The organism is Flavobacterium sp. H4147, from assembly GCF_029360735.1.
Taxonomy (GTDB): domain Bacteria; phylum Bacteroidota; class Bacteroidia; order Flavobacteriales; family Flavobacteriaceae; genus Flavobacterium; species Flavobacterium endoglycinae.
In genome coordinates this window covers 700428-727407 of record NZ_JARKNB010000001.1, presented here as the reverse complement: position 1 = coordinate 727407, position 26980 = coordinate 700428, and the positions used below count along the sequence as shown (strand labels likewise).

At 33.4% G+C, this 26980-nt stretch carries 25 protein-coding genes; 6 read left to right on the top strand and 19 right to left on the bottom strand.

Annotation, left to right across the window (positions count from 1 at the left end; genetic code table 11):
- The first annotated feature begins 31 nt into the window (after positions 1 to 31).
- Both P2W75_RS03110 and P2W75_RS03105 read left to right on the top strand, forming a co-directional pair.
- The gene (locus P2W75_RS03110) at positions 32 to 976 is read left to right on the top strand and encodes a hypothetical protein (RefSeq protein WP_276378868.1); all 945 of its coding nucleotides are present in this window, start codon (positions 32 to 34) and stop codon (positions 974 to 976) included.
- Positions 973 to 2076, top strand: a complete 1104-nt coding sequence (locus P2W75_RS03105) for a glycosyltransferase (RefSeq protein WP_276378867.1) — start codon at positions 973 to 975, stop codon at positions 2074 to 2076. The genes P2W75_RS03110 and P2W75_RS03105 overlap by 4 nt, the downstream gene beginning before the upstream one ends.
- Here P2W75_RS03105 and P2W75_RS03100 read toward each other — a convergent pair whose 3' ends face one another.
- The gene (locus P2W75_RS03100; RefSeq protein WP_276378866.1) at positions 2077 to 2580 is read right to left on the bottom strand and encodes a hypothetical protein; all 504 of its coding nucleotides are present in this window, start codon (positions 2578 to 2580) and stop codon (positions 2077 to 2079) included. It lies immediately after the preceding gene.
- Positions 2581 to 2761: 181 nt separating this feature from the next.
- On the opposite strand from P2W75_RS03100, the gene P2W75_RS03095 reads away from it, so the two are divergent.
- Both P2W75_RS03095 and P2W75_RS03090 read left to right on the top strand, forming a co-directional pair.
- Positions 2762 to 3262 carry a DUF456 domain-containing protein gene (locus P2W75_RS03095; RefSeq protein WP_276378864.1) on the top strand — a complete coding sequence of 167 codons (501 nt, stop codon included), beginning with the start codon at positions 2762 to 2764 and terminating at the stop codon, positions 3260 to 3262.
- A 273-nt stretch (positions 3263 to 3535) separates the two neighbouring features.
- Positions 3536 to 4138: a DUF937 domain-containing protein gene (locus P2W75_RS03090; RefSeq protein WP_207298073.1), complete on the top strand. Its 603-nt coding sequence runs from the start codon at positions 3536 to 3538 to the stop codon at positions 4136 to 4138.
- Between the two features lie 60 nt (positions 4139 to 4198).
- Here the strand turns inward: P2W75_RS03090 and P2W75_RS03085 are convergent, their stop codons facing one another.
- From P2W75_RS03085 to P2W75_RS03060, 6 genes are all read right to left on the bottom strand, one after another.
- Positions 4199 to 5107 (bottom strand): pseudouridine synthase, encoded by a 909-nt coding sequence (locus P2W75_RS03085; RefSeq protein WP_276378863.1) that lies wholly within the window; start codon positions 5105 to 5107, stop codon positions 4199 to 4201.
- A gap of 364 nt (positions 5108 to 5471) precedes the next feature.
- Entirely contained in the window at positions 5472 to 6428 is a 957-nt protein-coding gene (locus P2W75_RS03080; RefSeq protein ID WP_276378862.1) for a geranylgeranylglycerol-phosphate geranylgeranyltransferase, read from the bottom strand.
- A 61-nt stretch (positions 6429 to 6489) separates the two neighbouring features.
- A complete protein-coding gene (locus tag P2W75_RS03075) occupies positions 6490 to 7080 on the bottom strand; it encodes a DUF502 domain-containing protein (RefSeq protein ID WP_276378861.1) in 591 nt (196 codons plus the stop codon).
- Between the two features lie 65 nt (positions 7081 to 7145).
- Positions 7146 to 8084 carry a mevalonate kinase gene (locus P2W75_RS03070; protein WP_207298069.1) on the bottom strand — a complete coding sequence of 313 codons (939 nt, stop codon included), beginning with the start codon at positions 8082 to 8084 and terminating at the stop codon, positions 7146 to 7148.
- A 51-nt stretch (positions 8085 to 8135) separates the two neighbouring features.
- Entirely contained in the window at positions 8136 to 8390 is a 255-nt protein-coding gene (locus P2W75_RS03065) for a hypothetical protein (RefSeq protein ID WP_207298758.1), read from the bottom strand.
- Positions 8391 to 8436: 46 nt separating this feature from the next.
- The gene (locus P2W75_RS03060; RefSeq protein ID WP_276378860.1) at positions 8437 to 9537 is read right to left on the bottom strand and encodes a diphosphomevalonate/mevalonate 3,5-bisphosphate decarboxylase family protein; all 1101 of its coding nucleotides are present in this window, start codon (positions 9535 to 9537) and stop codon (positions 8437 to 8439) included.
- A 141-nt stretch (positions 9538 to 9678) separates the two neighbouring features.
- On the opposite strand from P2W75_RS03060, the gene P2W75_RS03055 reads away from it, so the two are divergent.
- Both P2W75_RS03055 and P2W75_RS03050 read left to right on the top strand, forming a co-directional pair.
- Positions 9679 to 10155, top strand: a complete 477-nt coding sequence (locus tag P2W75_RS03055; RefSeq protein WP_276378859.1) for a TspO/MBR family protein — start codon at positions 9679 to 9681, stop codon at positions 10153 to 10155.
- A 52-nt stretch (positions 10156 to 10207) separates the two neighbouring features.
- Entirely contained in the window at positions 10208 to 11200 is a 993-nt protein-coding gene (locus P2W75_RS03050; RefSeq protein ID WP_276378858.1) for a tetratricopeptide repeat protein, read from the top strand.
- Here P2W75_RS03050 and P2W75_RS03045 read toward each other — a convergent pair.
- The 12 genes from P2W75_RS03045 to P2W75_RS02990 all read right to left on the bottom strand — a co-directional run bounded on the left by P2W75_RS03045 (position 11187) and on the right by P2W75_RS02990 (position 26831).
- Positions 11187 to 11852: an MBL fold metallo-hydrolase gene (locus P2W75_RS03045; RefSeq protein ID WP_276378857.1), complete on the bottom strand. Its 666-nt coding sequence runs from the start codon at positions 11850 to 11852 to the stop codon at positions 11187 to 11189. The two genes, P2W75_RS03050 and P2W75_RS03045, sit on opposite strands and share 14 nt — an antisense overlap.
- 60 nt (positions 11853 to 11912) lie before the next feature.
- The gene (locus tag P2W75_RS03040) at positions 11913 to 12485 is read right to left on the bottom strand and encodes a Crp/Fnr family transcriptional regulator (protein WP_276378856.1); all 573 of its coding nucleotides are present in this window, start codon (positions 12483 to 12485) and stop codon (positions 11913 to 11915) included.
- Between the two features lie 2 nt (positions 12486 to 12487).
- Entirely contained in the window at positions 12488 to 13135 is a 648-nt protein-coding gene (locus P2W75_RS03035; RefSeq protein WP_276378855.1) for an HAD family hydrolase, read from the bottom strand.
- A gap of 6 nt (positions 13136 to 13141) precedes the next feature.
- Positions 13142 to 14377 carry an NAD(P)/FAD-dependent oxidoreductase gene (locus tag P2W75_RS03030; RefSeq protein WP_276378854.1) on the bottom strand — a complete coding sequence of 412 codons (1236 nt, stop codon included), beginning with the start codon at positions 14375 to 14377 and terminating at the stop codon, positions 13142 to 13144.
- A 95-nt stretch (positions 14378 to 14472) separates the two neighbouring features.
- The gene (locus P2W75_RS03025) at positions 14473 to 15156 is read right to left on the bottom strand and encodes a glycerophosphodiester phosphodiesterase family protein (protein ID WP_276378853.1); all 684 of its coding nucleotides are present in this window, start codon (positions 15154 to 15156) and stop codon (positions 14473 to 14475) included.
- A 159-nt stretch (positions 15157 to 15315) separates the two neighbouring features.
- Positions 15316 to 16983 carry an alpha-amylase family glycosyl hydrolase gene (locus P2W75_RS03020; protein ID WP_276378852.1) on the bottom strand — a complete coding sequence of 556 codons (1668 nt, stop codon included), beginning with the start codon at positions 16981 to 16983 and terminating at the stop codon, positions 15316 to 15318.
- A 257-nt stretch (positions 16984 to 17240) separates the two neighbouring features.
- Positions 17241 to 19121 (bottom strand): glycoside hydrolase family 13 protein, encoded by a 1881-nt coding sequence (locus P2W75_RS03015; RefSeq protein ID WP_276378850.1) that lies wholly within the window; start codon positions 19119 to 19121, stop codon positions 17241 to 17243.
- Positions 19122 to 19170: 49 nt separating this feature from the next.
- On the bottom strand, positions 19171 to 20016 hold the full coding sequence (locus P2W75_RS03010; protein ID WP_276378848.1) for a hypothetical protein: 846 nt from the start codon (positions 20014 to 20016) through the stop codon (positions 19171 to 19173).
- A gap of 284 nt (positions 20017 to 20300) precedes the next feature.
- Complete coding sequence (locus P2W75_RS03005) at positions 20301 to 22415, bottom strand: glycoside hydrolase family 97 protein (RefSeq protein WP_276378847.1); 2115 nt, start codon at positions 22413 to 22415, stop codon at positions 20301 to 20303.
- Positions 22416 to 22441: 26 nt separating this feature from the next.
- On the bottom strand, positions 22442 to 24745 hold the full coding sequence (locus P2W75_RS03000) for a glycoside hydrolase family 65 protein (protein WP_276378846.1): 2304 nt from the start codon (positions 24743 to 24745) through the stop codon (positions 22442 to 22444).
- 51 nt (positions 24746 to 24796) lie between these two features.
- The gene (gene pgmB / locus P2W75_RS02995) at positions 24797 to 25453 is read right to left on the bottom strand and encodes a beta-phosphoglucomutase (RefSeq protein ID WP_276378845.1); all 657 of its coding nucleotides are present in this window, start codon (positions 25451 to 25453) and stop codon (positions 24797 to 24799) included.
- 22 nt (positions 25454 to 25475) lie between these two features.
- The gene (locus P2W75_RS02990; protein ID WP_276378844.1) at positions 25476 to 26831 is read right to left on the bottom strand and encodes an MFS transporter; all 1356 of its coding nucleotides are present in this window, start codon (positions 26829 to 26831) and stop codon (positions 25476 to 25478) included.
- Between the last annotated feature and the right edge of the window lie 149 nt (positions 26832 to 26980).

Below are 26980 nucleotides of genomic sequence, written 5' to 3'. Positions count from 1 at the left end.
CCACATTATCAAATTCAATTACTTTTGCGGCATGATTTCAATTCCTCACAAAGCTAAGCAATTCCTAGTTCTTCTGGCCAAACTTTTAATTGTTGGCGGTGCATTTTATTTTATTTATAATCAGCTGGCTAACAACGACAAATTAGACTGGCAGAAGTTTATTGTTTTGTTCCAAAAAAATCAGTCGGTTTTAGGAATTGGATTTATTTTGCTTTTGAGTATTTTGAACCGTTATTTCGAGATTTTGAAATGGCAGAATCTGGCGCAAGTTATTTATAAAATATCAGTTTACGAAGCTACGAAACAGGTTTTAGCGGCTTTAACAGCCGGAATTTTTACGCCAAATGGAGTAGGAGAGTATGCCGGAAAAGCGCTTTATTACCCAAAAGCTGAAGCCAAAAAAGTTGTTTTCTTAAATTTAATCTGTAACGGAATCCAGATGATTTTAACGATCATTTTTGGGATTTTCGGCTTGTTGTATTTCAATGCACAATTTAATGTAATCACAACTAAGACAGTTTTAATTCTATTTGGTGGATTTGTATTGCTTCTGATTGTTGTATTTTCTATTAAAAAGATAAAAGTTAAAGGATATTCGATTGAAAAACTGATTCATAAGATCAACGAAATTCCAAAATCAGTTCATCAAAAAAACATCTTTTTGGGAATCTGCCGTTATTTGGTTTTTTCACATCAATATTATTTTTTATTCTTGGGTTTTGATGTCGATTTGCCTTATTTAACTTTAATGGCAGCGATTATATCGGTTTATTTTTTAGCTTCTTCACTACCTACATTTCAATTTTTGGATTTTGCCGTAAAAGGAAGTGTAGCTATTTATTTCTTCGGAATTTTGGGCGTAAACGAATGGATTGTTATTTTCATCAGCACTTTAATGTGGTTTTTAAATGTCGTTCTTCCAGTAGTTTTAGGAAGTTATTTTGTACTGAATTTTAAAACTAAAGCAACAGAATGATTCTTGGATTATTCTTCATATTAGCCATTTATGTAATGAGCATTGCGTTGCTCATTTATGGCTTTTTCAGAATAAAAGCGTATCAAAAACAGAATTTAAAACCAAAAAACAGTTTTACAATTATAGTTCCTTTTCGAAACGAAAAAGAAAATCTGCCAATACTTTTGGAAAGTTTTTCGAATTTAAATTACCCGACAGATTTATTTAAAGTAATTCTGGTAGACGATAATTCAGACGAGAAATTTCACATTTCACATTTCACATTTGACGTTTCACAAATCGACAATATTCGGGTTTCAAATTCTCCAAAAAAAGATGCCATTACCACCGCAATGCAGCATGTAAAAACGGATTGGGTTATTACAACCGATGCTGATTGTATTGTTCCAAAAAACTGGCTTTTGACCTTTGATAATTATATTCAAGAAAACAAAATTTCAATGCTGGCGGGCGCTGTAACATACAAATGCGGAAATTCTTTTTTAGATCATTTCCAGCAATTAGATTTAACAAGTCTGCAAGGTGCGACGATTGGCAGTTTTGGTTTGAATAAAGGTTTTATGTGTAATGGGGCCAATTTTGCTTATACAAAATCATTATTTGAAAGCTTAAATGGCTTTGGAGGAAATGATAAAATTGCGAGCGGAGACGATGTTTTTTTACTTCAAAAAGCAATTGAAAAATTTCCAAGCCAAGTCCATTATTTAAAAGCTCATGACGCCATTGTAACCACAAAACCAACTGAAAATTGTAAAGCATTGTTTCATCAAAGGGTGCGCTGGGCTGCGAAAACTAGCTCGTATAACAGTATTTTTGGTAAATTCTTAGGTTTAATTGTTTTCTTCGGAAATCTGAGTTTCGTAATTGGATTTTTCTTGCTTCTCTTCAGAATTTGGGCATACCCAATTTTTGTAATTTTTGCTTTTTCTAAAATTACAATTGATTTCGTTTTGCTTTCAATCACAAATCAATTTTTGACAAGAACCAAAATTAAAAGTCTTTTACTGAGCAGTTTATTGTATCCGTTTTTCAGTTCAACAGTAGCTTTGTACAGTTTGTTCGGTTCTTACGAATGGAAAGACCGTCAGTTTAAAAAATAGCTATTTTTTATATAGTTGATTTTTTGCTTCTTTAGATTTAAGAATTACAGGTAAAATAAACTGTGTTTTAACCGGAAGACCTCTTTTTATAGCTGGATTTACCTTTGGAAAATCTACCAAACGTGCCTGCAGAATGCTGTCTATTTCGGTTTTATTATAAGAAGTTGAGTCTTTAGAAAACTGAGGTTCAAATTTAATTTTAGCATTGGGAAAAACAGTCACTTTTACATTAACTGTATCTAATTCGGGATATAACAAAGACAAAGTGTCTGTGTCTAATTTTTGCTGGATTTGCTGTGACATAAAATCAAAAAAACATTTCTGGCGTTCTTTTTTGTCTGTAATAGTTTCACAATCAGCAACAGTAGGATATTCATCAACTTCTTTCCAGTTAATAGATTTTAATTCTTTTTGAAGTAATTCTTTTTCAGATGGTACCTGCTTCTCAAAATATTGACAAGAATTGAAAAATATGAAAATTGAAAAAATAAAAAACGGTCTCAAGGCTTTGATGTTGAATTGAATGAATAAAAAATTAAGATTATAAAAATACGATTATTTTTTTGAGATGTCTGGATTTCAATACTATAAAACGAAGAAAAACGCATTAAATTTTTTGAAAAGTTTTTTCTTGCTATTTTTATGAATGAAATTAAAAAAATAAGCTCAAAATTACAAGTTCAATATGGATTTACTATTAACAACATTAGGATTTATATGCATAATTGTTGGGATTTTAGGGAGTTTTATACCTGTTTTACCCGGACTTTCTTCCTGCTGGGTGGGATTGCTTTTGTTATATTTGACTGATGCTGTAGCAATTAATTACTGGGTTTTAGGAATAACATTTGTGCTCATGGTTATCATTACCATTCTAGATTATGTTATTCCCGCAAAAGGAACCAAAAAGTTCGGCGGAAGTTCGTATGGCGTTTGGGGAACCAATATTGGTTTGATTGTTGGAATTATCGCTCCAATACCATTTGGAGTTATTATTGGTCCTTTTGTGGGAGCATTAATTGGTGAGTTGCTTTACGATTCTTCTAATCATAAACGTGCTGTTAAGGCCGCAACTGGATCACTTTTAGGCTTTTTGGCTTCCAGTTTTGTAAACTTTATGTTTTGTATAATTTATCTCGGTATTTTCCTCACCATAGTATGGCAAAATAGAACAGGTTTGTTCTGATAATGTTAAAATTTGTTTAAGCTTTTTCTTATTTTTTTAAATTTTCGAAAAATATCTTAAATTTTTTTTATAGGATTTGATTTCGAAAGGGTTATTATTTATTGGGAGTTACAAGATTTTTTGCTAAAACACTGAAAATCTCACAACTAAAAATTTAACTTATTTTTTGGATATGTTGTATTATTTTATATTTTTATCACGATAAACGATAAAAAGCCCCACTTTATCGATTATTTTGATTGAGTATAAATAATTATATTATAAGTTATGAGTATGACCCCAAACCTACAAATTGAACTTAGACGTTTTATTTCTTCTAATGTTGTTTCAAAACTAAACAAGTTTTATTTTGAAAATGATGCACTTCTAATCAAAGGAATTGATGTTTCGATAGGTACAGTTTTAATGGGTCTGTACAACAAAGCCGAAGAATCAGGATTTTATAAAGAGATAGTCTCTCAGATTCAGGACAACTCAAACTTTTATCAGGAAGTTGATTTTACTTCCGGCAGAATTTTATCAGTCGATGATTGTTACCGCTTAGAAGGTAACGCAATATTAAAAGAAATCTTTACCAATAAAAAAGGAAGAATTTCTGAAATGATTTCAAACGAAGTCGGAATTAAAAGCGAAACTGCCCGCGAAATACTTAACTTCTCTGCACTACTTGTAATCTCTTATCTTAAAAACAATATCCAGTTATTAGACAGTTTGAAATTATTACTGGAAGAACAAAAAAGAGATATTTTAAACAGCATTCAGCCTGGAATTAAAATCATACTTGGATTTTCATCTTACGAATCCGTTGAAGAAAAAAACCAAAACATCGGAAGATCAATCTTTACACTTTTCGGACACAACTTTTTCAGTTTCTAAATAAAAAATCCCGTCTTACAAAGTAAAACAGGATTTGTATTTTAATTGGTTTAAAGATTTTTAAGCATTCTTTAAATTGATCACTTCTTGATTTGTTAAAAAGCGCCAGTTTCCTCTTGGAAGATTCTTTTTGGTTAAACCAGCAAAAGAAACACGATCAATACGTAGCACATTATATTCTAAATGTTCAAAAATAGCACGTACCACTTTTACATTTGAAGTGCGTAATTTTAATCCCACTTCGCTTTTTGCTTCTTTTTCAATATAACTAACTTCTTCCACAGAAACGCGGTGTCCTTCAATAACAAGACCTCTGCTGATTTTTTCTAGATCTTCATATTTCAAATTCTTATCTAAAGAAACTTGATAAATTTTAGAAGATTTCTGATTTGGTAAAGTAAACTTACGAATCAAATCATTGTCATTTGTAAACAATAATAATCCTGTAGTATTCTTGTCCATTCTTCCAACAGGAGCAATTTTTGCATTTGTAGCACCACGAACCAATTCCAAAACGTTACGGTATTCCTGACCTTCGTCTTGAGCAGTAGTAAAGTTTTTAGGCTTGTTTAATAAAATATATTCTTTCTTTTCGGGAGTTATAACCACGCCGTCAAAGTTTACCACATCATTTAATTTTACCAAATAACCCATTTCAGTAACCGGAACACCGTTTACTTTAACATTTCCTGACTGAATATATATATCAGCATCACGACGAGAACATACACCAGAATTGGCGATGTATTTATTCAAGCGAATTTCATCAGAAGCTTTTTGTCTTTTTGCCGGCTGATTCTGCTTTCTAAATTTTTCAGCAGCAGCTTCCTGCGCCGCTTTAACTTCTGGTTTCACTTTTTTAGGGCCTTGCGCACGCTTAGGCATAGGAGGTTTTGGCTTGCTTGAGTTTGATCTTGAGCTGTTTGGTCTCGATCCGCCTCTTTTATTATTGCCTTCCTTGTTGTTCATAAAATCATTAATTTGTGCAAAGATAGTTTTTTCCTGCTAATAAAACTTAAGTTCATTGTTCTTAGATTAATAGCTTTGATTTTTAGAGGAATAAGAAGGATCACAAAAGGCATTTTTTTTAACATGGCTTCCCGCTTTCCATTACAATCTTTTATGGTGAACCCCGCCATAAAAGGATTTTCATTTCAAACATGCTCACTGAACTCTCATGAAAATAAAATGCTAAGTGAAGTAATCGAGGCTAGATCCAAGCAATTGGCTTCTTTAAACATTTTAGCTGTTTCACAAAACAACACAAAGCAATACAAAAAAACTTTGCGAATCTCTGCGAACCTCTTAGCGTATCTCTGTGGAACAAAAAAACTTAATAGTTAGAAATCAACTCGCGTCCGTGCCACAAAACACTCGGATTGATTAAAACAATACAGAAAACTCCCGAAACAATCAGGAATTTCAAAACATTATGAAGTAATAAAAATTGCTCTTTCGAATTGGATCTCCATAAATACAGTAAAAAGAAAAGTAAAACGATGAAACAGACATAAAAGTAAATATCCATGTAACCCACATCGTAAATATCCACTAAAATATAAACCGGGATAATCGTTAAAAACGTTAGAATCGTAATAATCTGTTTCGACACAGTTTCATTATAAATAATTGGGATAGTATGATAATCATTTGCTAAATCTCCTTTTAAGTTTTCCAAATCTTTTATCATTTCCCGAATCAAAAGCAATAAAAACAAAAACATAGCATGAGCCGAAATAACAGCAAAATGGCTTTTATGATTTTCAATTTCTTCAAACGAAATTGAATTGTAGAAATACAATAAAATAGCAAAAAAAGGAATTACCGCCATTAAAGCAGCTGTTAGATTTCCTATAATTGGATATTTCTTTATTTTATGAGAGTAAAACCAAATCAAGAAAATATAAGCCGAAAAGAATAAAAAAGCCCTCCAGGAAACAATTCCAGCCATTAGAACAGCCAAGAAATTCAGACTAAAATAAACCGACAATTTCGTTTTCTGACTCACTAAACGATCCAGCATTGATTTATTTGGTCGATTTATTAAATCTTTCTGGCTGTCGTAAAAATTATTAATAATATATCCAGAAGCGATTGTAATAGCAGAAGCAAAAACAATCAGAAAAAGGTAAAAATCCAATAAAATATCAAGGGCTCTTTTTTCTGGTGCCAGAATAAAAATCGCCGATAAATATTGCGCTAGAATGATAATAGGAATGTTATAACCGCGTACCACAGAAAACAAACTAACAATTTTCATTACTAAAAGTTTGTGCTGTCTGCTTAACATAAATTATAAGTTGTGGATTAAATTAGATTTGAAATTAAAAGATATTTTTTGAATCTGAAATTTAGAGCCTGTTTTTTAACAATTCTTTAGAACCATAACCCAGTTTTCGAATGCATGCCAAGGCTTCTTTTTGAGAAATTCCAACTTCTCGAATATCTTTCTTTTCTACAAAAACAACTGAGCCGCTCCATGGATTTGGTGCATCTGGAACAAAAACGGTAAAGTTGTTTTCGTTAATTTGTTCGATTAAAAACGCAAATTGCCATCCAGCATCTGTAGGAACTAAAATGACTTTTAAGTCCTTATTAGATTCAATTCCCATAATATTTTCATTTATGCCTTTCATAAACGAATAGCCGGGAATAAAACTCAGAATGCTGTTTTCTATTTTTAAAATCAATTTTTGGGCAAGAGTAGTTTTGGCTAATACACCTGCAATAAAACAGAAAATAATGATTAATAGAATTCCAAAAAGTTCCTGAAGCGCTAGTCCTAAAACGTGTATTCTTGGCAGATTACTCACCAAAGGAAGAGTTACTTTTTGAATAATGTGATATCCTTTTTCAAGAATGATCAGTAATACCACTAAAGGCGCTAAAAAGAGAATTCCTCCTAAAAAAGTTGCTTTGATTATTTTAAAAATGCTTTTCATAATACTTAACTTTTTAGGATGGATACTTATGAAAATCTACTCAAATAATTTCGGCTTTTAAGGAATTAAAACTGATAGACAACTTCTAACTTATAGTCTTTTAATGAAACTTTGGCACGTTCTAAATCTTCGGTAAAACCAAGGATATAACCACCTCCGCCAGAACCGCAAAGTTTTAGGTAATAATCGTTAGTATCGATTCCGTGCTGCCAGATTCCGTGAAATTGCTCTGGAATCATAGGTTTAAAGTTGTTTAAAACTACTTTAGAAAGTTTTTTAGTATTGGTAAATAAAGATTTCATGTCGCCGTGCAGGAAGTTTTCTACACAAGCATCTGTATATTTTACAAACTGGTTTTTAAGCATCGCACGGAAACCTTTGTCTTTTAGGTTTTCCATGAAAATATTAACCATAGGCGCCGTTTCGCCAACAATTCCTGAGTCTAATAAAAACACGGCACCTTTCCCGTCAAAACTTTGAGTTGGAATTCCAGTTGCTTCAATATTATCTTTTGAATTAATAAGAATTGGAATACTCAAATAACTGTTTAGCGGATCTAAACCAGAACTTTTTCCGTGGAAAAAGCTTTCCATTTGAGAAAATATATTTTTTAACTGTAATAATTTTTCACGTGTAAGGTTCTCTAAAACTGTGATTTTGTTTGTAGCATATTTATCATAAATAGCTGCTACAAGTGCACCGCTGCTTCCAACACCATATCCTTGAGGAATACTAGAGTCGAAATACATTCCAGTTTCGACATCATTTTTTAGAGTTTCTAAATCGAAAGTGACCAATTCCGGCTGCTGAGTCTGCAAAACTTCAAGATAAGAAGCAAAACTTCTTAAGCTTTTGTTAGATGAAATTGCTTCTGCCGTAGGTTCTTCGCTTTTTTTCAAAGCGCCATTATAAAAATTATAAGGGATAGAAAGTCCTTTAGAGTCGCGGATAATTCCGTATTCTCCAAAGAGTAATATTTTTGAGTAAAATAAGGGTCCTTTCATGATTTATTTTATGTCTTTCTTTAAAAGTGAAATTTTATTTGGTTCGAAAAATTAGCCTTTAATATATAATCCAATTATCATCATAGCCAATGCAAAAAAAAGACCAACAAACCACTTTATCATGTCATTTTTTGCGTCTATAATTTCTTTCTTTACGAAATCTTTGGTCGCAATTTCATTTTTATCTTGTCTAATTTCTTCGCTAATAGTTCTGTCAATCGCCTCAACAAATTCCTTAGCCTTACTTTCGTCAAGATTAAGCTCTTTTCTAAATAAATCGTAAAGTTTTATAGTTGCAGTATTCATGTTCTGACTTAAAAAAATGTATTATAATATATAAAGATACGCAAAATTATAATGCAATTGCGCCTTCTCCAATTTTGTCGCAAATGTATTGACTATTCTGACAAAATACAACTAATTCGTCTTGAATAAATTGCAATACTTTTTCGCTAACGTTTTCAGGATATAATACATGCACATTTGCTCCCGCATCAAGCGTAAAACAAACCGGAATCTGGGTTTCGTTTCTGAATTTCCAGATCGCATTTATGATTTGCAGAGTATTGGGCTTCATCAGAATAAAATAAGGCATCGAAGTCATCATCATGGCGTGCAAAGTCAATGCTTCGCTTTCTACAACTTTAATGAATTCATCAATGTTTCCGTTTTCAAAAATCGCAATTAATTTATCTAGATTTTCGTGCGCTTGTGCAAAACGTCTTTCAGCATACGGATGATTGTACATCAAATCGTGTCCCACGGTACTCGAAACTTGTTTTTCGCCTTTATCAACCAATAAAATAGTGTCTTGGTAATTCTTGAAATTTTCGTGAATAGTATATGGAAATTCAACACCAAATAAATCGGTGCTTCCTTCTATATTGGCCTGATTTCCCCAAACGACAACATTTCCTTTTACACTTCGGCAGGCACTTCCAGAACCTAAACGAGCCAAAAATGAAGCTTTTTGATAGAAATAATCTTCTGTCATTTCGGGATTTAGTTCTCTTTCTAAACTCATAAAATTCATAGCCAAAGCAGCCATTCCAGAAGCCGAAGAAGCAATTCCCGAACTATGGGGAAAAGTATTTTGAGTATCAATTGTAAAATGATAATCTTTCAAAAACGGCAGATAAGCTTCAACTCTTTCTAAAAATTTCTGAATCTTTGGTTTAAAATCTTCTTTTGGTTTTCCTTCAAAAAGCAAATCAAAAGAAAAACCATTTGCCACATTGAGCGGAGTCGAAATGTCTTTTTTTGTAAAAGCAAGTTTGGTAATAGTTTTACAATTGTTAAGCGTAAAACTTATCGAAGGATTTGCGGGAATCTGGTTGTCTTTTTTTCCCCAGTATTTCACCAATGCAATGTTGCTTGGTGCGATCCATTCAAAGTTTCCGTTTTCGATTGTTGAAGTATATGAAGTTGGTATAAAATCAGCTGCTGAATACATGAATTATAAAATTTTGGCAAAGATAACTTTTTCACCATATAAGTCATATAAGAAATTAAGCAGCTTTACTAAAATGAACTTATATAACTTATATGGTTTAAATTTTTCTTTTACTTATTTTTGACTACAAAATATGATAAAATGAATAAGTTCGTAAAAATCGCTATAGCTATAGTTGTTTGTTTAACAGTAGGATATTCTGCAAGTTTGGTCACGCGACCAAGTATTGAGACATGGTATGTAACGCTTGAAAAACCGGTTTTTAATCCGCCGAATTGGATTTTTATGCCTGTTTGGACTTTACTTTATATTTTAATGGCCGTTGCAGCTGGTTTAGTTTGGGACAGAATAAAAGAGAATACCGAAGAAGTAAAAAAAGCCTTGCTTTTCTTCATCATTCAATTGATTTTAAACTCCATTTGGTCTTATTTATTCTTCGGATTAAAAAATCCAATGTTAGCTTTAATCGAGATTATCCTTTTATGGCTGATGATTTACGAAACGTATTTGAAGTTCATCAAGATTAATAAAACAGCGGGTTATTTATTGATTCCATATTTAGCTTGGGTTGCTTTTGCGACGGTTTTAAATGCAAGCATTTGGTGGCTTAACAAGTAGTTTCAAGTTTTAGGTTTTCTTTGTTTCAGGTTTAATCAATGCGTTTATTTGTATGAATATATTTAAGGGTTTTGTTATTGTTTTTGTTTTGATTTCATTTAAAAGTTTTGCTTGTTTGAATTGGGACATTAAGAGATTAAAAAATAAGGTTGAAGTTTATCATGATCATAAAGAATATTATGTGCCAAAAGGACATAATTTTAAAATTAAAGATTTTCCAGCGTTAATTTTAGATCTTGAAAGAGGATATGAAAAAACTAGAGATTTAGATTATTTATCTGATAAAGGTTATGTCTTAATCATTCAAGGAAAATATGATGAAGCATTAAAATTATATTTAAAGATTGAAAAAATTAAGCCTAATAGATATTCAACAGCTTCAAATATAGGAACATTGTATGAGTTAATGGGAGAAAACCAAAAGGCTTATGAATGGATTCAAAAGTCTGTTAAAATTAATCCAAACTCGCACGAAGGATCAGAATGGCTTCATATTAAAATATTGGAAGCGAAGATTAAGAAAATTCAAAATCCAACTGGAGAATTTTTTATTGGCACTAATTTCGGTTCAGAAATTGTTGCGAAGACAAATCTTTCTGATGAAGAATTAACAAAGTTGCAAGATGCTATATTTTTTCAGTTAAATGAAAGAATTTCGTTTATAAAGCCAAAAGATCAGATTATTTCTGTTTTACTTTTTGAATTAGGGAATATATCTTCAATGAATGAAAATGTATTTAGTGAAACCTCGGAAATCTTTGAGCTATCAAGAAAATATGGCTTCCAAAGTAATTTACTTAATGAGAGATTGCTCGTTTGTTATGAAAAAATGAATGAGTATTGTCTAAAAAATGGCAAAGAATTGTATGAAAGCGCTGTTCATGCAGACACATTGAACGACAAATTAGCAAAAAGAATAAGAAAAAATGATAATATTTTCAATGAAGTATTAATCGGTTTTTCAATAATCACTTTGATATTATTAATCTGCTCAGGGGTATTTTTCTTAAAATGGAAAAAATTAAAAAAACTTAAAACCTCTTAATAAATTGCTCTAATTCACCATTGTTAAATAAAACGGGACCGTGACCAAAACACAATATTTTAGGTTGTAATGAAGCCAATTTTAATATTGATTTTCTATTGGTTTCTTGATCTGAAGTAAATAAATGAGGCGGTTCGTGAAGACCAACTTTTGTAGTCAGTAAATCCATATTTATCATGGTATCACCAACGATTAAAACGCCGTCTTTTTCTCTAAAAAAAGACAAATGACCTCTAGAATGTCCAGGAGTTTCAACAACCTTAAACCCGCCTATTTGATCGCCTTCTTTTAAAGTTTGAGAAACGGGATGTCCTTTCCCAGCCCAGAATTTTTTCTGAAATTTTGAAATAATATGATTCGGATTTGGGTATTCTGTAATTACATTTCCGTTTTCGGCAAATTCTTTTTCAGGTTCGCTACACAGAAGTGGAATATGCAGCGTTTCGCAGATTGCCTTGCTGCTTCCCTGATGATCGGCATGAGCATGCGTCAATACGTGTTTGTTTACTGATTTATTTTTTATTGCTTTTAATATTTTATTAGCAGAACTTTTAATTCCAGCATCAATTAAAACATCTTCAATCAAATAACAATTGATAGTATTTCGGGGAAATAAAGGGATTTGATAAACGTCTTTGGCAATATTCTTCATCTTTTCAAATTTTGTTTTGGCAAAGATTCGAATTCGGTTTTTCAATCCACTTGATAAATGTTAAGAAATGTCTTGGCGGATTCTGCTTAGCGATTCTGGAGTAATTCCGAGAAAGGAAGCGATATAAATTAAAGGCGTTCGCTGAATGATTTTGGCTGGAGCCGAAGCTAAAAAAGTCTGGTATTTTTCTTTGGCAGGAATCATTTGCAATTTTAAAACGCGATCTGCCATACAGAGGTAATTCTGCTCGGCCAGAATTCTTCCGACACGATCCCAATTTGGAATTTCGTTATAGAGAAATTGCATTTTTTCGAAAGAAATCGAAAGCACTTCGCAATCTTCAATACATTGAATATTCTCAAAAGATGCCGTCTGGTTGATAAAACTGGAATAAGAAGCAATAAAACCATCATCACAGCTTAAATACGTCGTAATTTCTTTTCCGTCTTTTAAGTAATAAACCCTCGCCAATCCGTTCAAAATAAAGAAAATCTTGTTACTGATTTTTCCCATTGACGAAAGATATTCTTTGGCATTAAATTTTTGATATTCAAAACAAGAAGCAATTGTCTCAATTTCATTTTCAGAAAAAGAGGCAATTGCTGTGATTTGTTTTTGTAATGAAGAATTCATTTTTATAAAATTTCAATTAATTCCGAAGCTTTATTCACAACCAGTTTTGCACCGCTGTTTTTTAATTCTTCTTCGGTTCTGTAGCCCCAAGTAACGCCTACAGGAAACATGTTGGCATTTACAGCTGTTTGCATATCGATATCAGAATCGCCCACAAAAAGAATTTCTTCGGGGTTTAAATTCCATTTTTTGCCAATTGCTAAAGCCTCAAAAGGATTTGGTTTTTTTAGCGCTTCTGTGCTTAAACCAACCGCTGTATCAAAATGATTTGGAAATATTTCTGATGCTATTTTCTTCGTCAATTCATCGGCTTTATTAGAGAAAACTGCCATTTTAATGTTTTGTGAAGTCAGATTTTCTAACAACTCCACAATTCCATCATAAGGTTTTGTTTTCAGGGTGCAGATTTCACGATATTCGTTTATCATGCATTCAAAACAAATTTCAATCTGTTCGTCTGAATTGTTGGTTGAAGGAATTGCTTTGCTAACCAAATTTCGCAATCCGCTTCCAATAAAATATTGATAGGTGTCGTAAGTATGAGTTGGGAAATTTAGACCTTGCAGCACTTTGTTCATTGCATCTGAAATGTCTTCTAACGAATTGACTAATGTGCCGTCTAAATCAAAAATAATTCCTTTAAATTTCATGTTGCATTACATATTTTGAGCCAGAATAAACCCGCTTGTCCAGGCATTCTGAAAATTAAATCCGCCTGTAATGGCATCGATATTGACAATTTCACCAGCAAAATAAAGGTTTTCGTGAATTTTGCTTTCCATTGTTTTAAAGTTGATTTCCTTCAAATCGATTCCGCCAGCGGTTACAAACTCCTCCTTAAAAGTACTTTTTCCGTTGACTTTAAATTCGGCTTTTGTTAATTGCAAAGTCAGATTCTGCAATTGATTTTTAGATAAATCCGCCCATTTTGTTTGCTTCGCCTGTTCGCTGTCGCTCGAGTCAGAATCAATTCCTGAAGCCAAAACCAAACTTTCCCATAAACGATTTGGGAAATCAAAAGGAGATTTTTTAGAAACCGCTTTTTTAGCGTGTTCTTGTTTTAAATCTTTTAGAATTTTTTCAGCATCTTCATAATCGACATCATTTAACCAATTCACAAAAATCGTAAACTGATAATTTTTATCGTGTAAAATACGAGCGCCCCAAGCTGAAAGTTTCAAAATCGCCGGTCCGCTCATTCCCCAATGCGTGATTAACAAAGGTCCTGTCGATTCTAATTTGGTATCTTTTACATTTATGGTAACATTTGCAGCAACTCCTGGCAATTCTTTTATTCTAGAATCTTTGATATTGAAAGTAAATAGGGAAGGAACAGGGCTTACAATAGCATGACCATGTTCTTGAAGCATTTCCCATATTTTCGGGTTGCTTCCCGTTGCCATTACTAATTTTTCTGTAGCGAAGTTGTCAGATTGTGTATCAATTTTCCAGTGATTTTCTTTTTTAAAAATCGATTGAACACTTTGTCCCGTAAGTACTTTTATGCCTAATTTTTCAGTTGCTTTTAAAAAACAATCAATTATAGTTTGTGACGAATTCGAAACAGGAAACATTCTTCCGTCTTCTTCTATTTTTAATTTGACACCGTGTTTTTCAAACCATTCAATTGTATCTCCAGAACAGAACTGATGAAATGGTCCGCGAAGTTCTTTTTCGCCTCTCGGATAGAATTTCACTAATTCGTTGGGTTCAAAGCAAGCGTTTGTAACGTTACATCGTCCGCCACCCGAAATGCGGACTTTAGAAAGAACTTCTTTTCCTCTTTCTAAAATAGCGATTTTCAGTTTCGGGCTTTTCTCTGCAATATTAATTGCGGTAAAAAAACCTGCAGCGCCTCCGCCAACGATGATAATGTCGAAATTTTTAATCATATTTTATTTTTCGCCACGAATTCACGAATTATTTATTGAACTCTGTACAACTTTGTCAAAGTTTTAAACTTTGACAAAGTTTCTCGTGGCTATTATTATATTTTGTCTGGATTATCAGAGATAATTCCGTTTACTTGATAACTTTTTACTTTTTGAATGTCTTCTTCTGAGTTTACTGTCCAAGGAAAAACTGAGAATCCTTTTTCTTGAATTTCCTGTACATTTTCTTTATTCAATAACTGAAAATCTGGGTTAATTGCTTTTGCTTTTATCGATTCGGCGAAAGCCAAAGCAGTTTCAACATTTTCTTCTGTTAAAACGCCAATTGGGATATTTGGATTTAAAATTGAAGTTTCCTGAAGCATATTCCACTCGAAACTTGAAATGATAAAATTATTGTAATTCCATTTTTTTTCTGAAATATATTCTTCAATTAACCGAACAACTTTAGGAGCAGTTCCTAAACCTTTTAATTCAATATTGATCATACATTTTTTGTCAACCAAATCAAAAACTTCATTTAGAGTTGGAATTTGGTATTTTTCATCAATCAGAAACGATTTTAATTCAGATAATGAAAAAGTATTTACTAAACCTTTTCCATTAGTCGTTCTGTCTATAGTTTCGTCATGAATTACGATAATATGTCCGTCAGCGGTTAGGTGAACGTCCAGTTCGATTCCGTCTGAATGTAGATCTAAGGCTTTTTGAAAAGCTTGAAGTGTATTTTCAGGTTCGTATGCTTTTGCACCTCTATGAGCTATTTTTAGAATATTCATTTTTCTAGGTTCAGAGGTACAAAGGTACAAAGTTGTAGAGGAAAAATAATAACCACGAATTCACGAATTTTTATTTCTGAAGATTGTCAAAAAATAATTCGTGAATTCGTGGCTAAAAAACCTTCGCGTGCTTTGCGTAAAACTTTGCGACCTTTGCGGTTAAATTTTTTCGAGCAAAACAATTCCAAATCCGCTGTCGATAATTACTTTTCCATCAATAACTTCTGCTTCTTTATTAGAGAAACCATCTCGTAATTTAGTTCCGTTTTCGAAAAGAGAATACACAGACAGTTCTTTACGTCCTTCGGGCAAATCTAAACCAATTAGTACTTTATCAGTATATGATCCTCTAGAATATATTCTTGAAAATAAATAGGGCTGACTGCTTAATTGTGTATGAACTCCCGCACCAACTGCAGGGTGATCCCTTCTAAACTGACCTAATTTCTGCCAGTGTGAAAGCATGAATTTTGTATCAGGATTGTTTTGAATGTCGTCCCAATTCATGTTGGAACGTAAGGTTGCATCGCCTTGAGTTCCTTCAACAACCAAAGAACGATTCGATTCGTCTCCGTAATAAACCTGAGACATTCCAGGCGAAAGCAAGAGTTTTGTTCCTGCTTCAAAACCTTTTACTCGATTGGCATCAAAAGGCTGTCCGTCGTCGTGAGAAGAAACATAATTCAAAACTGAATATCCTTTTAATTCGTTATTTAAATGATTTGAATATTTCGAAAATAAGGTTTCATAATCGCTTTGAGCCGCATTCCATTTAAATTCAAAATTAATCATGCTGTTGAAACCGTTTTGGAAATAATTTACTTTTCGATCTCCAAAATCATAATCCTGTCCGCCACTTATTCCGTAACCGTAAACTTCAGCGATTGTATAAAATGGATTTTTATCTAGAACTTGTAAAGGGTGATGTTTTTTCCAAGTTTCAAAAGCATAATCGCATTCTTTTTTAAAATCTGCCCAAACGCCTTCTTCGGTATGTTTTACAGTGTCGGCACGGTAACCGTCAATTCCGAATTCCAGAATGTAATCAGTAAGCCATTTTATGATGTAATATTTCGGACTTCTTGGGTAACCTGTTCTTTTGAAGAATTCATTTAAAGAAGCAATTTCTTTTTCGTAACGACCTTCTTTTTTCCATTTTTCAATTAAGAAAGGAGGTAATTCCACATTTTGAGTGCTTTCGGTTTTTACATCTGGAAGATTTTCCACCAAAGTACACATGGTAGTATTTTCAAATGATTTGTAATCGCAGACAACGCCAGTTCTTACCCAATCAGAAGGCCAAACGGGATCTTCTGGAGTTACTGGACCTGTATGATTGATTACGCCATCTAAAACTATTCTGATTCCTCGTTCATGCGCTTTTTTTACCAAATTGGCTAAATCTTCTTTTGTCCCAAAGTTTGGATCTAGAGCAGTCCAATCTCTTGCCCAATAGCCGTGAAAACCATAACTCAATCCGGTTCCTTCGTCTACGCCATCATGAATCTGCTCGACAATTGGCGTAAGCCAAATGGCATTGATTCCTAATTTTTCGAAATAGCCTTCTTCGATTTTTTTAGTGATTCCGATAATGTCTCCGCCTTCAAATCCGCGCAGTTTTCCTGGAGTCTTGGTTCGATTGAAATTTAAATCGTTTGATTTGTCGCCGTTGTAAAAACGGTCTGTAAGTAAAAAATAAACATTTGCTCCTTCCCAAACGAAAGGTATTTTCGAAGTATTGTCGTTATTCATTGTAACTGATTTTGAGCCAGAACAACCCGTAATTATGAATACTAAAGATAAAAAAAGGAAAGCGTATTTTTTCATAACATGTCTATAAATTTCCGCCACGAATTCACGAATTATTTTTTGACCATTTTTGGGATAAAAAACTTGAATTTGTAGCTGGAAATATTTTTAAACACATAGAATCATAGGCTTTACTTTGTCTTGAAAAGATTTAAAGAAAATGATTTAAATCATTAACACATAGCTTAAATACTAAAAACTATGTTTATTTAAAATAAGTGAAACGCTTTTTGTTGAGCTGGAAAATCTATGTTTCTATGTGTTTAAATAAAGTTTTATTCCAATTCTAAAACCAGAGCTGATTTTGGTTCGAGCGTAATTTCAGAAGCTAAATCGAATGTTTTTCCTGTAATAACATCTTTTCCTGATTTGAAGTTTTTGATGCTTTCTTTGAAACGGTTTGTTTTAACAACTTGCTCTTTTGCATTGTTATTGAAAACTACCATAACGGTTTTAGCATCGGTATATCTGAAATATACATAGGTGTTATTTTCAGGAATATAATGTGTCATTTTTCCGAAATGAACTGCTTCGTTTGTTTTTCTCCAACTGAATAATTTTGAACTGAAATCAAAATACGCCGCTTGTTCTGGAGTTCTTCCTTCTTTTGTAAAAGCGTTGTTTTTGTCGCCAGCCCATCCGCCTGGGAAATCCTGACGAATATCGGCATCTCCACCTTTGCTTTTATCACCGCCCATTCCAATTTCTGAACCGTAATAAATCTGCGGGATTCCGCGAACTGTAGCCAATAAAGTCATTGCCAGTTTGTATTTTGGTAAATCGTATTTGAAATTATGATTCATACGATCTGTATCGTGGTTTTCGGCAAAAACTAAAATGTTGTTCGGGTTTGGATATAAAAAATCCATTGCAAAATTGTTGTAGAATTTAATCAATCCGTTGTCCCAGCTTGGTTCATTTTCGTTGAAAGCAGAAGTAATTTGGCTTTGAAGCGTAAAATCCATTACAGTTGGAAGATTCGAATTGTAGTTTTCGATTGCTCCAATTTTACTGTCTTTCTGCCAAAAAGCTAAATTCGCTTGGTTGTGCATCCAGATTTCTCCCACAATATTAAAATTTGGATATTCAGTTGTAATTGCTTTTGCCCAATTGGCCATTGCCGTTTTATCTGAATAGTTATAAGTATCTACACGGAAACCATCCAAATTTGCATATTCAATCCACCAAATAGCGTTTTGAGTTAAGTATTTAGCAACAAGCGGATTTCTTAAATTTAAATCCGGCATTGAAGGAACAAACCAGCCATCAATACAAACTTCCTGATCGATTTTTGAAGCATGGATATCTGTAATTACTTCACGTCTGTGGTGTGTTTGAGTGTAATTTTCAAATTGGTTCAGCCATGATTTTGTTGGCAAATCTTTCACCATCCAGTGCGTAATTCCCCAGTGATTGGTTACATAATCCATAACCAGTTTCATGTCTTTTTTATGCATTTCAGAAGATAGGCGAACGTAATCTTCATTTGTTCCGTAACGCGGATCAATTCTGTAAACATCAGATTGTCCGTAGGTGTGGTACGAATGCTGTTTGTCGTTGTCTTCGCATAGTGGCGTGCTCCAGATTGTTGTTGCACCAAGAGCCGAAATATAATCTAAGTTTTTGATGATTCCTTCGATATCGCCGCCATGGCGTCCGCTTGGATCTTGACGGTTTGCTTTTTCAGTTAAAGAAGGATCGCTGTCATTTTTTGGATTCCCGTTAGCAAAACGATCTGGCATGATTAAGTAAATTAAATCAGAGGCATCATAGCTTTTTCTATCGGCAGAATTGGCTCTTCTTTCTTTAAGCGTATATTTTTGTTTGAAAGCAACTTTGTTTTTGTCTTTAAAAGAGAAAACCAATTCAGAAGCTTTTACATCTTTCGTATCAATAGTTACGAAAAGGTAGTTTGGGTTTTCTGTTTTTTCGACATTTTTAATCGCAACATTGTTGGAAACCGAAGTTTCGTATTGCGAAATATTTTTTCCGTAGAACATAATCTGCAGTTCCGAATTTTTCATTCCTGCGTACCAGAAAGGTGGTTCTACTTTTTGGATTTGCGCTTTCGCGGAAGCGGAAAATAATAATACAATAATTACTGTTTTTATTGTACAAAAACTTATTTTTAGAAATTTTGTTTTTAAAGGTTTCATAGTAATTTTGGTTTGATAGTGTAATTAAAAAAGCTAATAAGCTCTTTTATTAAATACAATTGATTCCGAGCAAGTCTAAACCATTGACCCAGAATTTATTTATAGGTTTATCCTTTTTTACAATATATATTGTTCTTTTAGGAAATTTAGATTTCCTTTTTTCAAAATCTTTTCCCCAGACAAAATCATCATTATACGAAAAATAAGCGTCTCCAATATTTGCAAATATTTTCGTTTTAATATCATCTTTATAATCTAGTTTTTTATTTTCTTTTTCGTCGTATTCTTGTACTTTTTTCTCAATATCAGAATAATTTTTTCTGTATTCTATTGCTAATAATTTTGAGGAACAAAAAATTGGCTTTCCGTTTTTAGTGGTGTCAAAATTCTCAATTGGAAAAGCAATAATATTTGTAAAGCATTCGTCAATTGCATAAACAACGTTTTTTATATTGATTTTTGAAAATCCTTTTGTGCCATAAACATAATAGCTAGGTTGAATGATTTTTTTAATCTGATTTTCTAATGATTTGTTTTTTGTCAGTTTGTAAACTCCTAATGTATCATAGTATTCAAGGTTTTGATTTCTAACAGCAGTAGGATCTTCTATAAATTTGTATATAGAATCTTTTGTGCTTACTTCGTTGAAAACCTTATTAAACATTGCTCCATTATAAGTGTTTTTGTCATTCAGATTCACTACAATGGCAGTTGTTTTCTTTGATAGATCATAAACAGAAAAAAATGCTTTATCTGCAGGAATTTCGTCCGGTTCATTTGATTTTTTATTCTGAATTTGAACTTGATTTTGATTATTTACTTTAACAATTTGCTCATTCTTTTGTTGGCATGAAATCAGTAAGGATGCTAAAAGGAAACCTATAATATTTTTCATTTTATATTAATTTGTAATTGTTGAATTTCGACTTTCGAAATCTTGAGCAAATTTAAATTAAAAGTAAAATAATATGTTTTTTCCTACATTAAAATAATCATAAAGTTTCTTACATGGATAATTTGATTCTTAAAACTAATTTTTAAATCAATGTTTTATTTGATCTGATTGAATTGATGTTTAGATGGTATTTCTCATATTATGTTTTCCTGTAAGGTTTTCAAAATATATCAGATTAAAAAAAGACAAGTAATCTTGGGGGAAATTACTTGCCTTTTAAAGTGTTATTTGGTTTCAATGATACTTATCGCATATCCTCCTCCAGGAGCAGAAAATTGAGATAATTTTGATTTATTGGTTACAGCAATTTTCTTGATGGTATAAGCTTGCGGATTTGTTTTGTAATGCGCATCTTTTGCATCAGCGTAAATTGTTGCGGTATATTTTTTACCTTTTTCAAGGAAACTGAAATCGATGTTTGAAGTACGTGCAGTTTCTCCGTTTACGTTTCCAACGAACCAGTTGTTTGTTCCTTTTGCTTTACGGGCAACAGTGATAAAATCTCCTGGCTCAGCCTCGATATATTTACTTTCTGACCAATCTACAGCAACATCTTTAATGAACTGGAATGCATCTGGAAAACGGTTGTAGTTTTCTGGAGTATCAGCAGCCATTTGTAACGGGCTGTACATGGTAACGTATAAAGCCAATTGGTTACAGATTGTACTGTTTACATGCGATTTGTTATCTGGATTCATTTTGCTGATATCCATTTCGAAAATTCCCGGAGTATAATCCATTGGACCACCGATTAATCTTGTAAAAGGTAAAACAGTCACGTGATTTGGTTTAGAACCACCAAAAGCTTGGTATTCTGTTCCTCTTGCCGCCTCGTTTCCAATTAAGTTAGGGTACGTTCTTGCGATTCCTGTTGGACGAACAGCTTCGTGAGCGTTGACCATAATTTTGTAATCAGCCGCTTTTTCGATTGCATATTGATAGTGGTTTACAATCCATTGGCTGTAGTGGTTTTCACCTCTTGGTAAAATATCACCTACGTAACCGCTTTTTACAGCATCGTATCCGTTATCGTTCATGAATTTGTAAGCAGCATCCATGTGGCGCTCGTAGTTACGAACAGAACCTGAAGTTTCGTGGTGCATGATAATTTTTATACCTTTAGATTTAGCGTATTCGTGCAAACCTTTTACGTCAAAATCTGGGTAAGGCGTTAAGAAATCGAATACGTAATCTTTAGAATGTCCAAACCAGTCTTCCCAGCCTTCGTTCCAACCTTCTACTAAAACAGCGTCGAATCCATTTGCAGCAGCGAAATCAATGTATTTTTTTACGTTAGCATTGTTTGCTCCGTGTGTTCCGTTTGGTTTTGCTTTTGAAAAGTCAGAAACACCTAACTGAACTGTTGGGAAATCATTTGTGTATGACCAAGAGCTCTTTCCTGTAATCATTTCCCACCAAACACCAACGTATTTTACAGGTTTAATCCAAGAAGTATTTTCAATTTTTGATGGATCGTTTAAGTTATAAGTCATTTTTGAAGCTAAGATTTCTCTAGCATCATCGCTTACGATAATGGTTCTCCAAGGCGAGTGATTTGGTGCTTGCATATGACCTTTATCTCCTTTTGCATCTGGAGTTAACCAAGATTCGAAAACTAAGTTTTTGTCGTCTAAATTCAAGTGCATACAAGAATAGTCAATCAAAGCCGCTTCGTGAAGGTTGATGTAGATTCCGTCAGCCGTTTTCAGCATCAAAGAAGTCTGAACTCCTGTTGGAGAAAAAGATTTTTGAGAAACGTTTGCAGTATATGCTTTTTGAGATAAACCTCTAATTTCTGATAATTTAGATTTTGTATAATCGTATTCCTGAGTATCATAATCTCCAGGAATCCAGAAAGCAGTGTGATCTCCCGTCATGGCAAATTGCGATCTTTCTTCTTTGATTACAAAATAAGTAAGATTCTTTTGTGCTGGAAATTCATAACGGAAACCTAAACCATCATCAAACAAACGGAAACGAATTACGATTTGTCTGTCTGTACTTTTTTGGTTTAAAGTTACTGCTAACTCATTATAGTGATTTCTAATATGATCTACTTCGCCCCAAACTGGTTTCCAAGTTTCATCAAAAGTTGAGGTTTTAGTGTCAGCAATTGTAAAGTCGTTCAATAAAGACTTTTTATCATCTTTAAGTTCAAGACCTAATTTACTGGTTTTTACAACTTCTTTGTTTTTGTATTTTAAGTTGTAAGTTGGAGTTCCGTCGCTTTGAAGCGAAAATTCCATTACGAACTTGCCTTCGGGAGATTTTAATTGCTGCGCTTTAGCAATGGAGCTAACCGCAAACAAAACTAAACTTGCGAAAAATAAGTTTTTCATGTTTTTTAGATTTTAGAGTATGTAATTTAATTTATTTGAGCGAATTTACTTATTGTTTGTGGTTTTCCATTCACTACAATTGTTAAATCCTGATCGCCGTCTATAGTAAAAGTGGTTTCGTTGTGATTTACAGCAACTTTCAAAATTTGATTTCTGAAATTGATTTTAAACGAATACCCTTTCCATTCTTTTGGAATTTTTGGTGAGAAATGAAGCTGGTCATTTTTAACACGCATTCCTCCAAAGCCTTCCACGATACTCATCCATGTGCCGGCCATTGACGTGATATGACAACCTTCTTCAACCTCTTTATTATAATCATCCAAATCCAAACGAGATGTTCTTAGATAAAAGGTATATGCCATATCCATTTTATCTAAAGCTGCAGCTTGAATTGAGTGCACACAAGGCGAAAGCGAACTTTCGTGAACTGTAAATGATTCGTAAAATTCGAAATTGCGTTTTAATTCTTCTTTCGAAAAATGATCTTCAAAGAAATAGAAACCTTGCAAAACGTCGGCTTGTTTAATGTATGGCGAACGTAACACACGATCCCAAGACCATTTTTGATTGATCGGACGCTGTGATTTATCTAAATCTTTTACAGGAACTAATTCTTTGTCTAAGAAACCATCTTGCTGTAAATAGATTCCAAGTTTTTCAGAAATTGGAAAGTACATATTGTCTGCCACTTTTTTCCATTTTTGAATTTCTGCTGATGAAAGAGTAACTTTCTCCATCACTCTTTTGTGATCTGCAGGATATTCTGAAGCGACTTTTTCAATTTGTTCCGAAGCAAAATCAATACACCATTTTGCAATATAATTGGTGTAAAAATTATTGTTGATGTTGTTTTCGTATTCGTTCGGACCTGTAACTCCAAGAATTACATATTGATTTTTTTCATTAGAAAAAGAAGCTCTCTGATGCCAGAAACGCGCAATTCCGATTAAAACTTCTAAACCTTTTTCGGGAATATAAGAGTAATCTCCCGTGTAACGGTAATAGTTGTAAATGGCAAAAGCAATCGCTCCGTTTCTATGAATTTCTTCGTGTGTGATTTCCCATTCGTTGTGGCATTCTTCACCATTCATGGTCACCATTGGATATAAAGCAGCACCATTTTTGAAACCTAAATTGTCTTTGGCGTTTTCAATCGCTTTATTCAATTGGTTGTAACGATATGTCAATAAGTTTCTTGCCACTTGCTGATCTTTTGTAGCCATGTAAAACGGAATACAATATGCCTCAGTGTCCCAGTAAGTAGATCCGCCGTATTTTTCTCCAGTAAATCCTTTTGGGCCAATATTTAATCGGCTGTCTTTTCCTGAATACGTTTGGTTCAATTGGAAAATGTTGAAACGAATTCCCTGCTGTGCTTTAACATCACCTTCAATCGTAATGTCTGACATTTCCCAAATTTTTGCCCAAGCATCAATTTGATTTTGAAGCAGCGTTTCGTAACCTAAAGCGACAGCAGATTTAATTACTTTTTCTGCTCCGGCTAAAGTATTTTCGTGATTTAAAGAAACCGTATAACCTCCAATTTTCTGAATTGTTGAGGTTTGTCCTTTTGCGATAATAGTTCCGTAAGTGTACTGAACTTTATCTGTTGTTGAATCGATTGTTGAAGGTGAAATATGAGCATCTTCACCATTTGCCAAAATCGTATTGTGCATGAAAGTCGTAACCTTAAAATGCGTTTTGAAAGTTTGAGCGGTTACAAAAGCTTCATTTGTACCTTTTTTAACTTCAAGCGGTTCCCAGAATTTTTCTTCCCAGTTCGCATCTTCATTGGTTACACCAGCATCTATATATGGTTTGTAAACGATTTTTGCATCTTTATTTAAAGGTGTAATATCGTATTTGATTACTCCGGCTTCGTCTAAATCTAAGGAAAGAAAACGACGGATATTTACTGCGATTTCAGTTCCGTTTTTAAGAACAGCTTCAAAAGAACGATTGTACCATCCTTCTTTCATATTCAATTCTCTGCGGAAATTTCTAACTTCGGTACAATTGTGTAAATCAAGATTTTCTTCGTTGATTTCGATATCAATTCCAATCCAGTTTGGAGCATTTAAAACTTTGGCGAAATACTTCGGATAACCGTTTTTCCACCAGCCCACTTTTGTTTTGTCTGGATAATAAATACCTGCAATGTAACTTCCTTGGAAAGTTTCGCCAGAATATGTTTCTTCAAAATTCGCACGCTGTCCCATAGCACCGTTTCCGATACTAAAAAGACTTTCAGACGATTTTACTCTCTCGACATCAAATCCTTCTTCTATTATGGACCAATTGTCTGGTTTTATATAATCTTGATTCATTTGTTTTTACAGTGTTTTTTGTGATTGATTGATTATGATTGATTAATTTTTTTATTTGTTGATCAATGATTCTATAAAGCTTTCTTCCATAAAGGTGAAATCTTTAAAAATATGATCAGCTTCATGTAAAATTGTTTCCTCACCAATTCCAACACTTACCATTTCTGCGATATTTGCTGCCTGAATTCCGGCAACAGAATCTTCAAATACAATTGAATTTTTTGGGTCAATGTTTAACGATTGAGCCGCTTTTAAGAAAACTTCAGGATCTGGTTTTGCATTGGTAACGTCGTTTCCGTCAACAATAACATCGAAGTAAGAGATGATGCCTGTTTTTTCTAAAATTGGTCTTGCATTTTTACTGGCAGAACCTAATGCAATTCTTTGATCTTTCTCTTTTAATAGTTTTAGAATTTTTAAAACTCCTGGAAGAATCTCACTTTCATCCATGTCTACTAAATAAGATAAGTAATCTTCGTTTTTTTGAATCAGCCATTTGTCTTTGTCTTCTTGCGAAGCTTGAACATTGCCTAATCCAAGTATAATATCCAACGAGCGAACTCGGCTTACGCCTTTTAAAAGTTCGTTGTCCTCGTGTGTAAAGTTTATATTTAATGACTGAGCGATTTTTTGCCACGCCAAAAAGTGGTATTTAGCGGTGTCAACGATTACGCCGTCCAAGTCGAATATAAATGCTTTTTTGTTCATCTTAGGGGGAAATTATCTTAAATTATGATTTTTGAGAAAAGTCGTCTACGTCCTTTACTTTAGAAACTAAAGCAGCAGCAATCAAAAAGCTGACACCGCTTGTAACTAAAGCATAAATGGCATCTCCGTTGTAAAGATATTTTACGATTGGACCTCCAATTAATGCATTTACAATCTGTGGAATAACAACGAAGAAGTTGAAGATTCCCATATAAACACCCATTTTTTTAGGAGTTATAGATCCTGCAAGAATGGCGTACGGCATAGCGAGAATACTTGCCCAGGCAACTCCAATTAAAACCATTGGTAATACAACCCAGTCTTCATTTGGCATAAAATAAATGGAGATTAAACCAATTCCTCCAATTACTAATGAAAGTGAATGAGTTGCTTTTCGACCGATTTTTTTAGCGATGTAGGGTAAGAAAAACAAAGCGACGATAGCAGAAACTAAGTTATAAACACCAAATAGAATTCCGACCCAGTCTCCAGCATCTTGATATTGCTGGCTTGAAGTGTCATTTAATGGTAATCCGTAAATATGATGCGCAATAGCCGGAGTTGTAAAAACCCACATTCCGAATAAACCAAACCATGAAAAGAATTGTACCCAGCTAAGCTGACGCATTGTGACAGGCATTTTTGCAAAATCAGTAAAGATGTCTGTGATTTTTGATTTTTCCTCAGAATCAGAAATCACATTATTTTGAGGATCTTCAAATTTTGCCAGTTCTTCTGGTGAATATTCTTTGGTTGTGAATAAGGTTACTAAGATTGAACCAATTAAAATGGCGGCACCAATGATAAATGATAAAGTCAAATTTAACGGAACGCTTCCTGGAACTGTGCTGTTTGGCACACCAAAATATTTCGTTAAAATGTACGGAAGTGCTGAACCAATTACGGCTCCAAAACCAATTAATGAAGTTTGGATACTAAATCCTGCAGTACGCTGATCTGTTCTTAAATTGTCTCCAACAAGTGCGCGGAAAGGTTCCATCGCAATGTTAAAAGAAGCGTCCATGATCATTAACATTCCGGCTCCAACCCATAACGCAGGTAAAACAGAAATGAAAATATTAGCTTGCGGCATTAAAATTAATCCTACCGAAGCTAAAACGGCTCCTACTAAAAAGAAAGGTTTTCGTCTGCCGAATCTTCCCCAGGTTTTATCGCTGTAATGACCAATAATAGGCTGTACTATTAATCCCATTAGGGGAGCAATAATCCAGAACCATGAAAGTTCATGTACATCGGCACCAAAAATTTGAAGAATTCTGCTGGCATTTGCATTCTGAAGTGCAAATCCCATTTGTATTCCCAAGAAACCGAAACTCATGTTCCAAATTTCCCAGAAACTTAATTTACGCTTTTCCATTATCGTAATTTGAAAATTATACGATAAGCGCTTTGCTTATCAAAACTTACTGTTTTTTTCGAAGTAAAACTAAAAGCCTTGACGGGCGTAAAAGTATAAATTATTTTTTTATTTACGCTAATAAAAAAGCCATAAATATTTTTTATGGC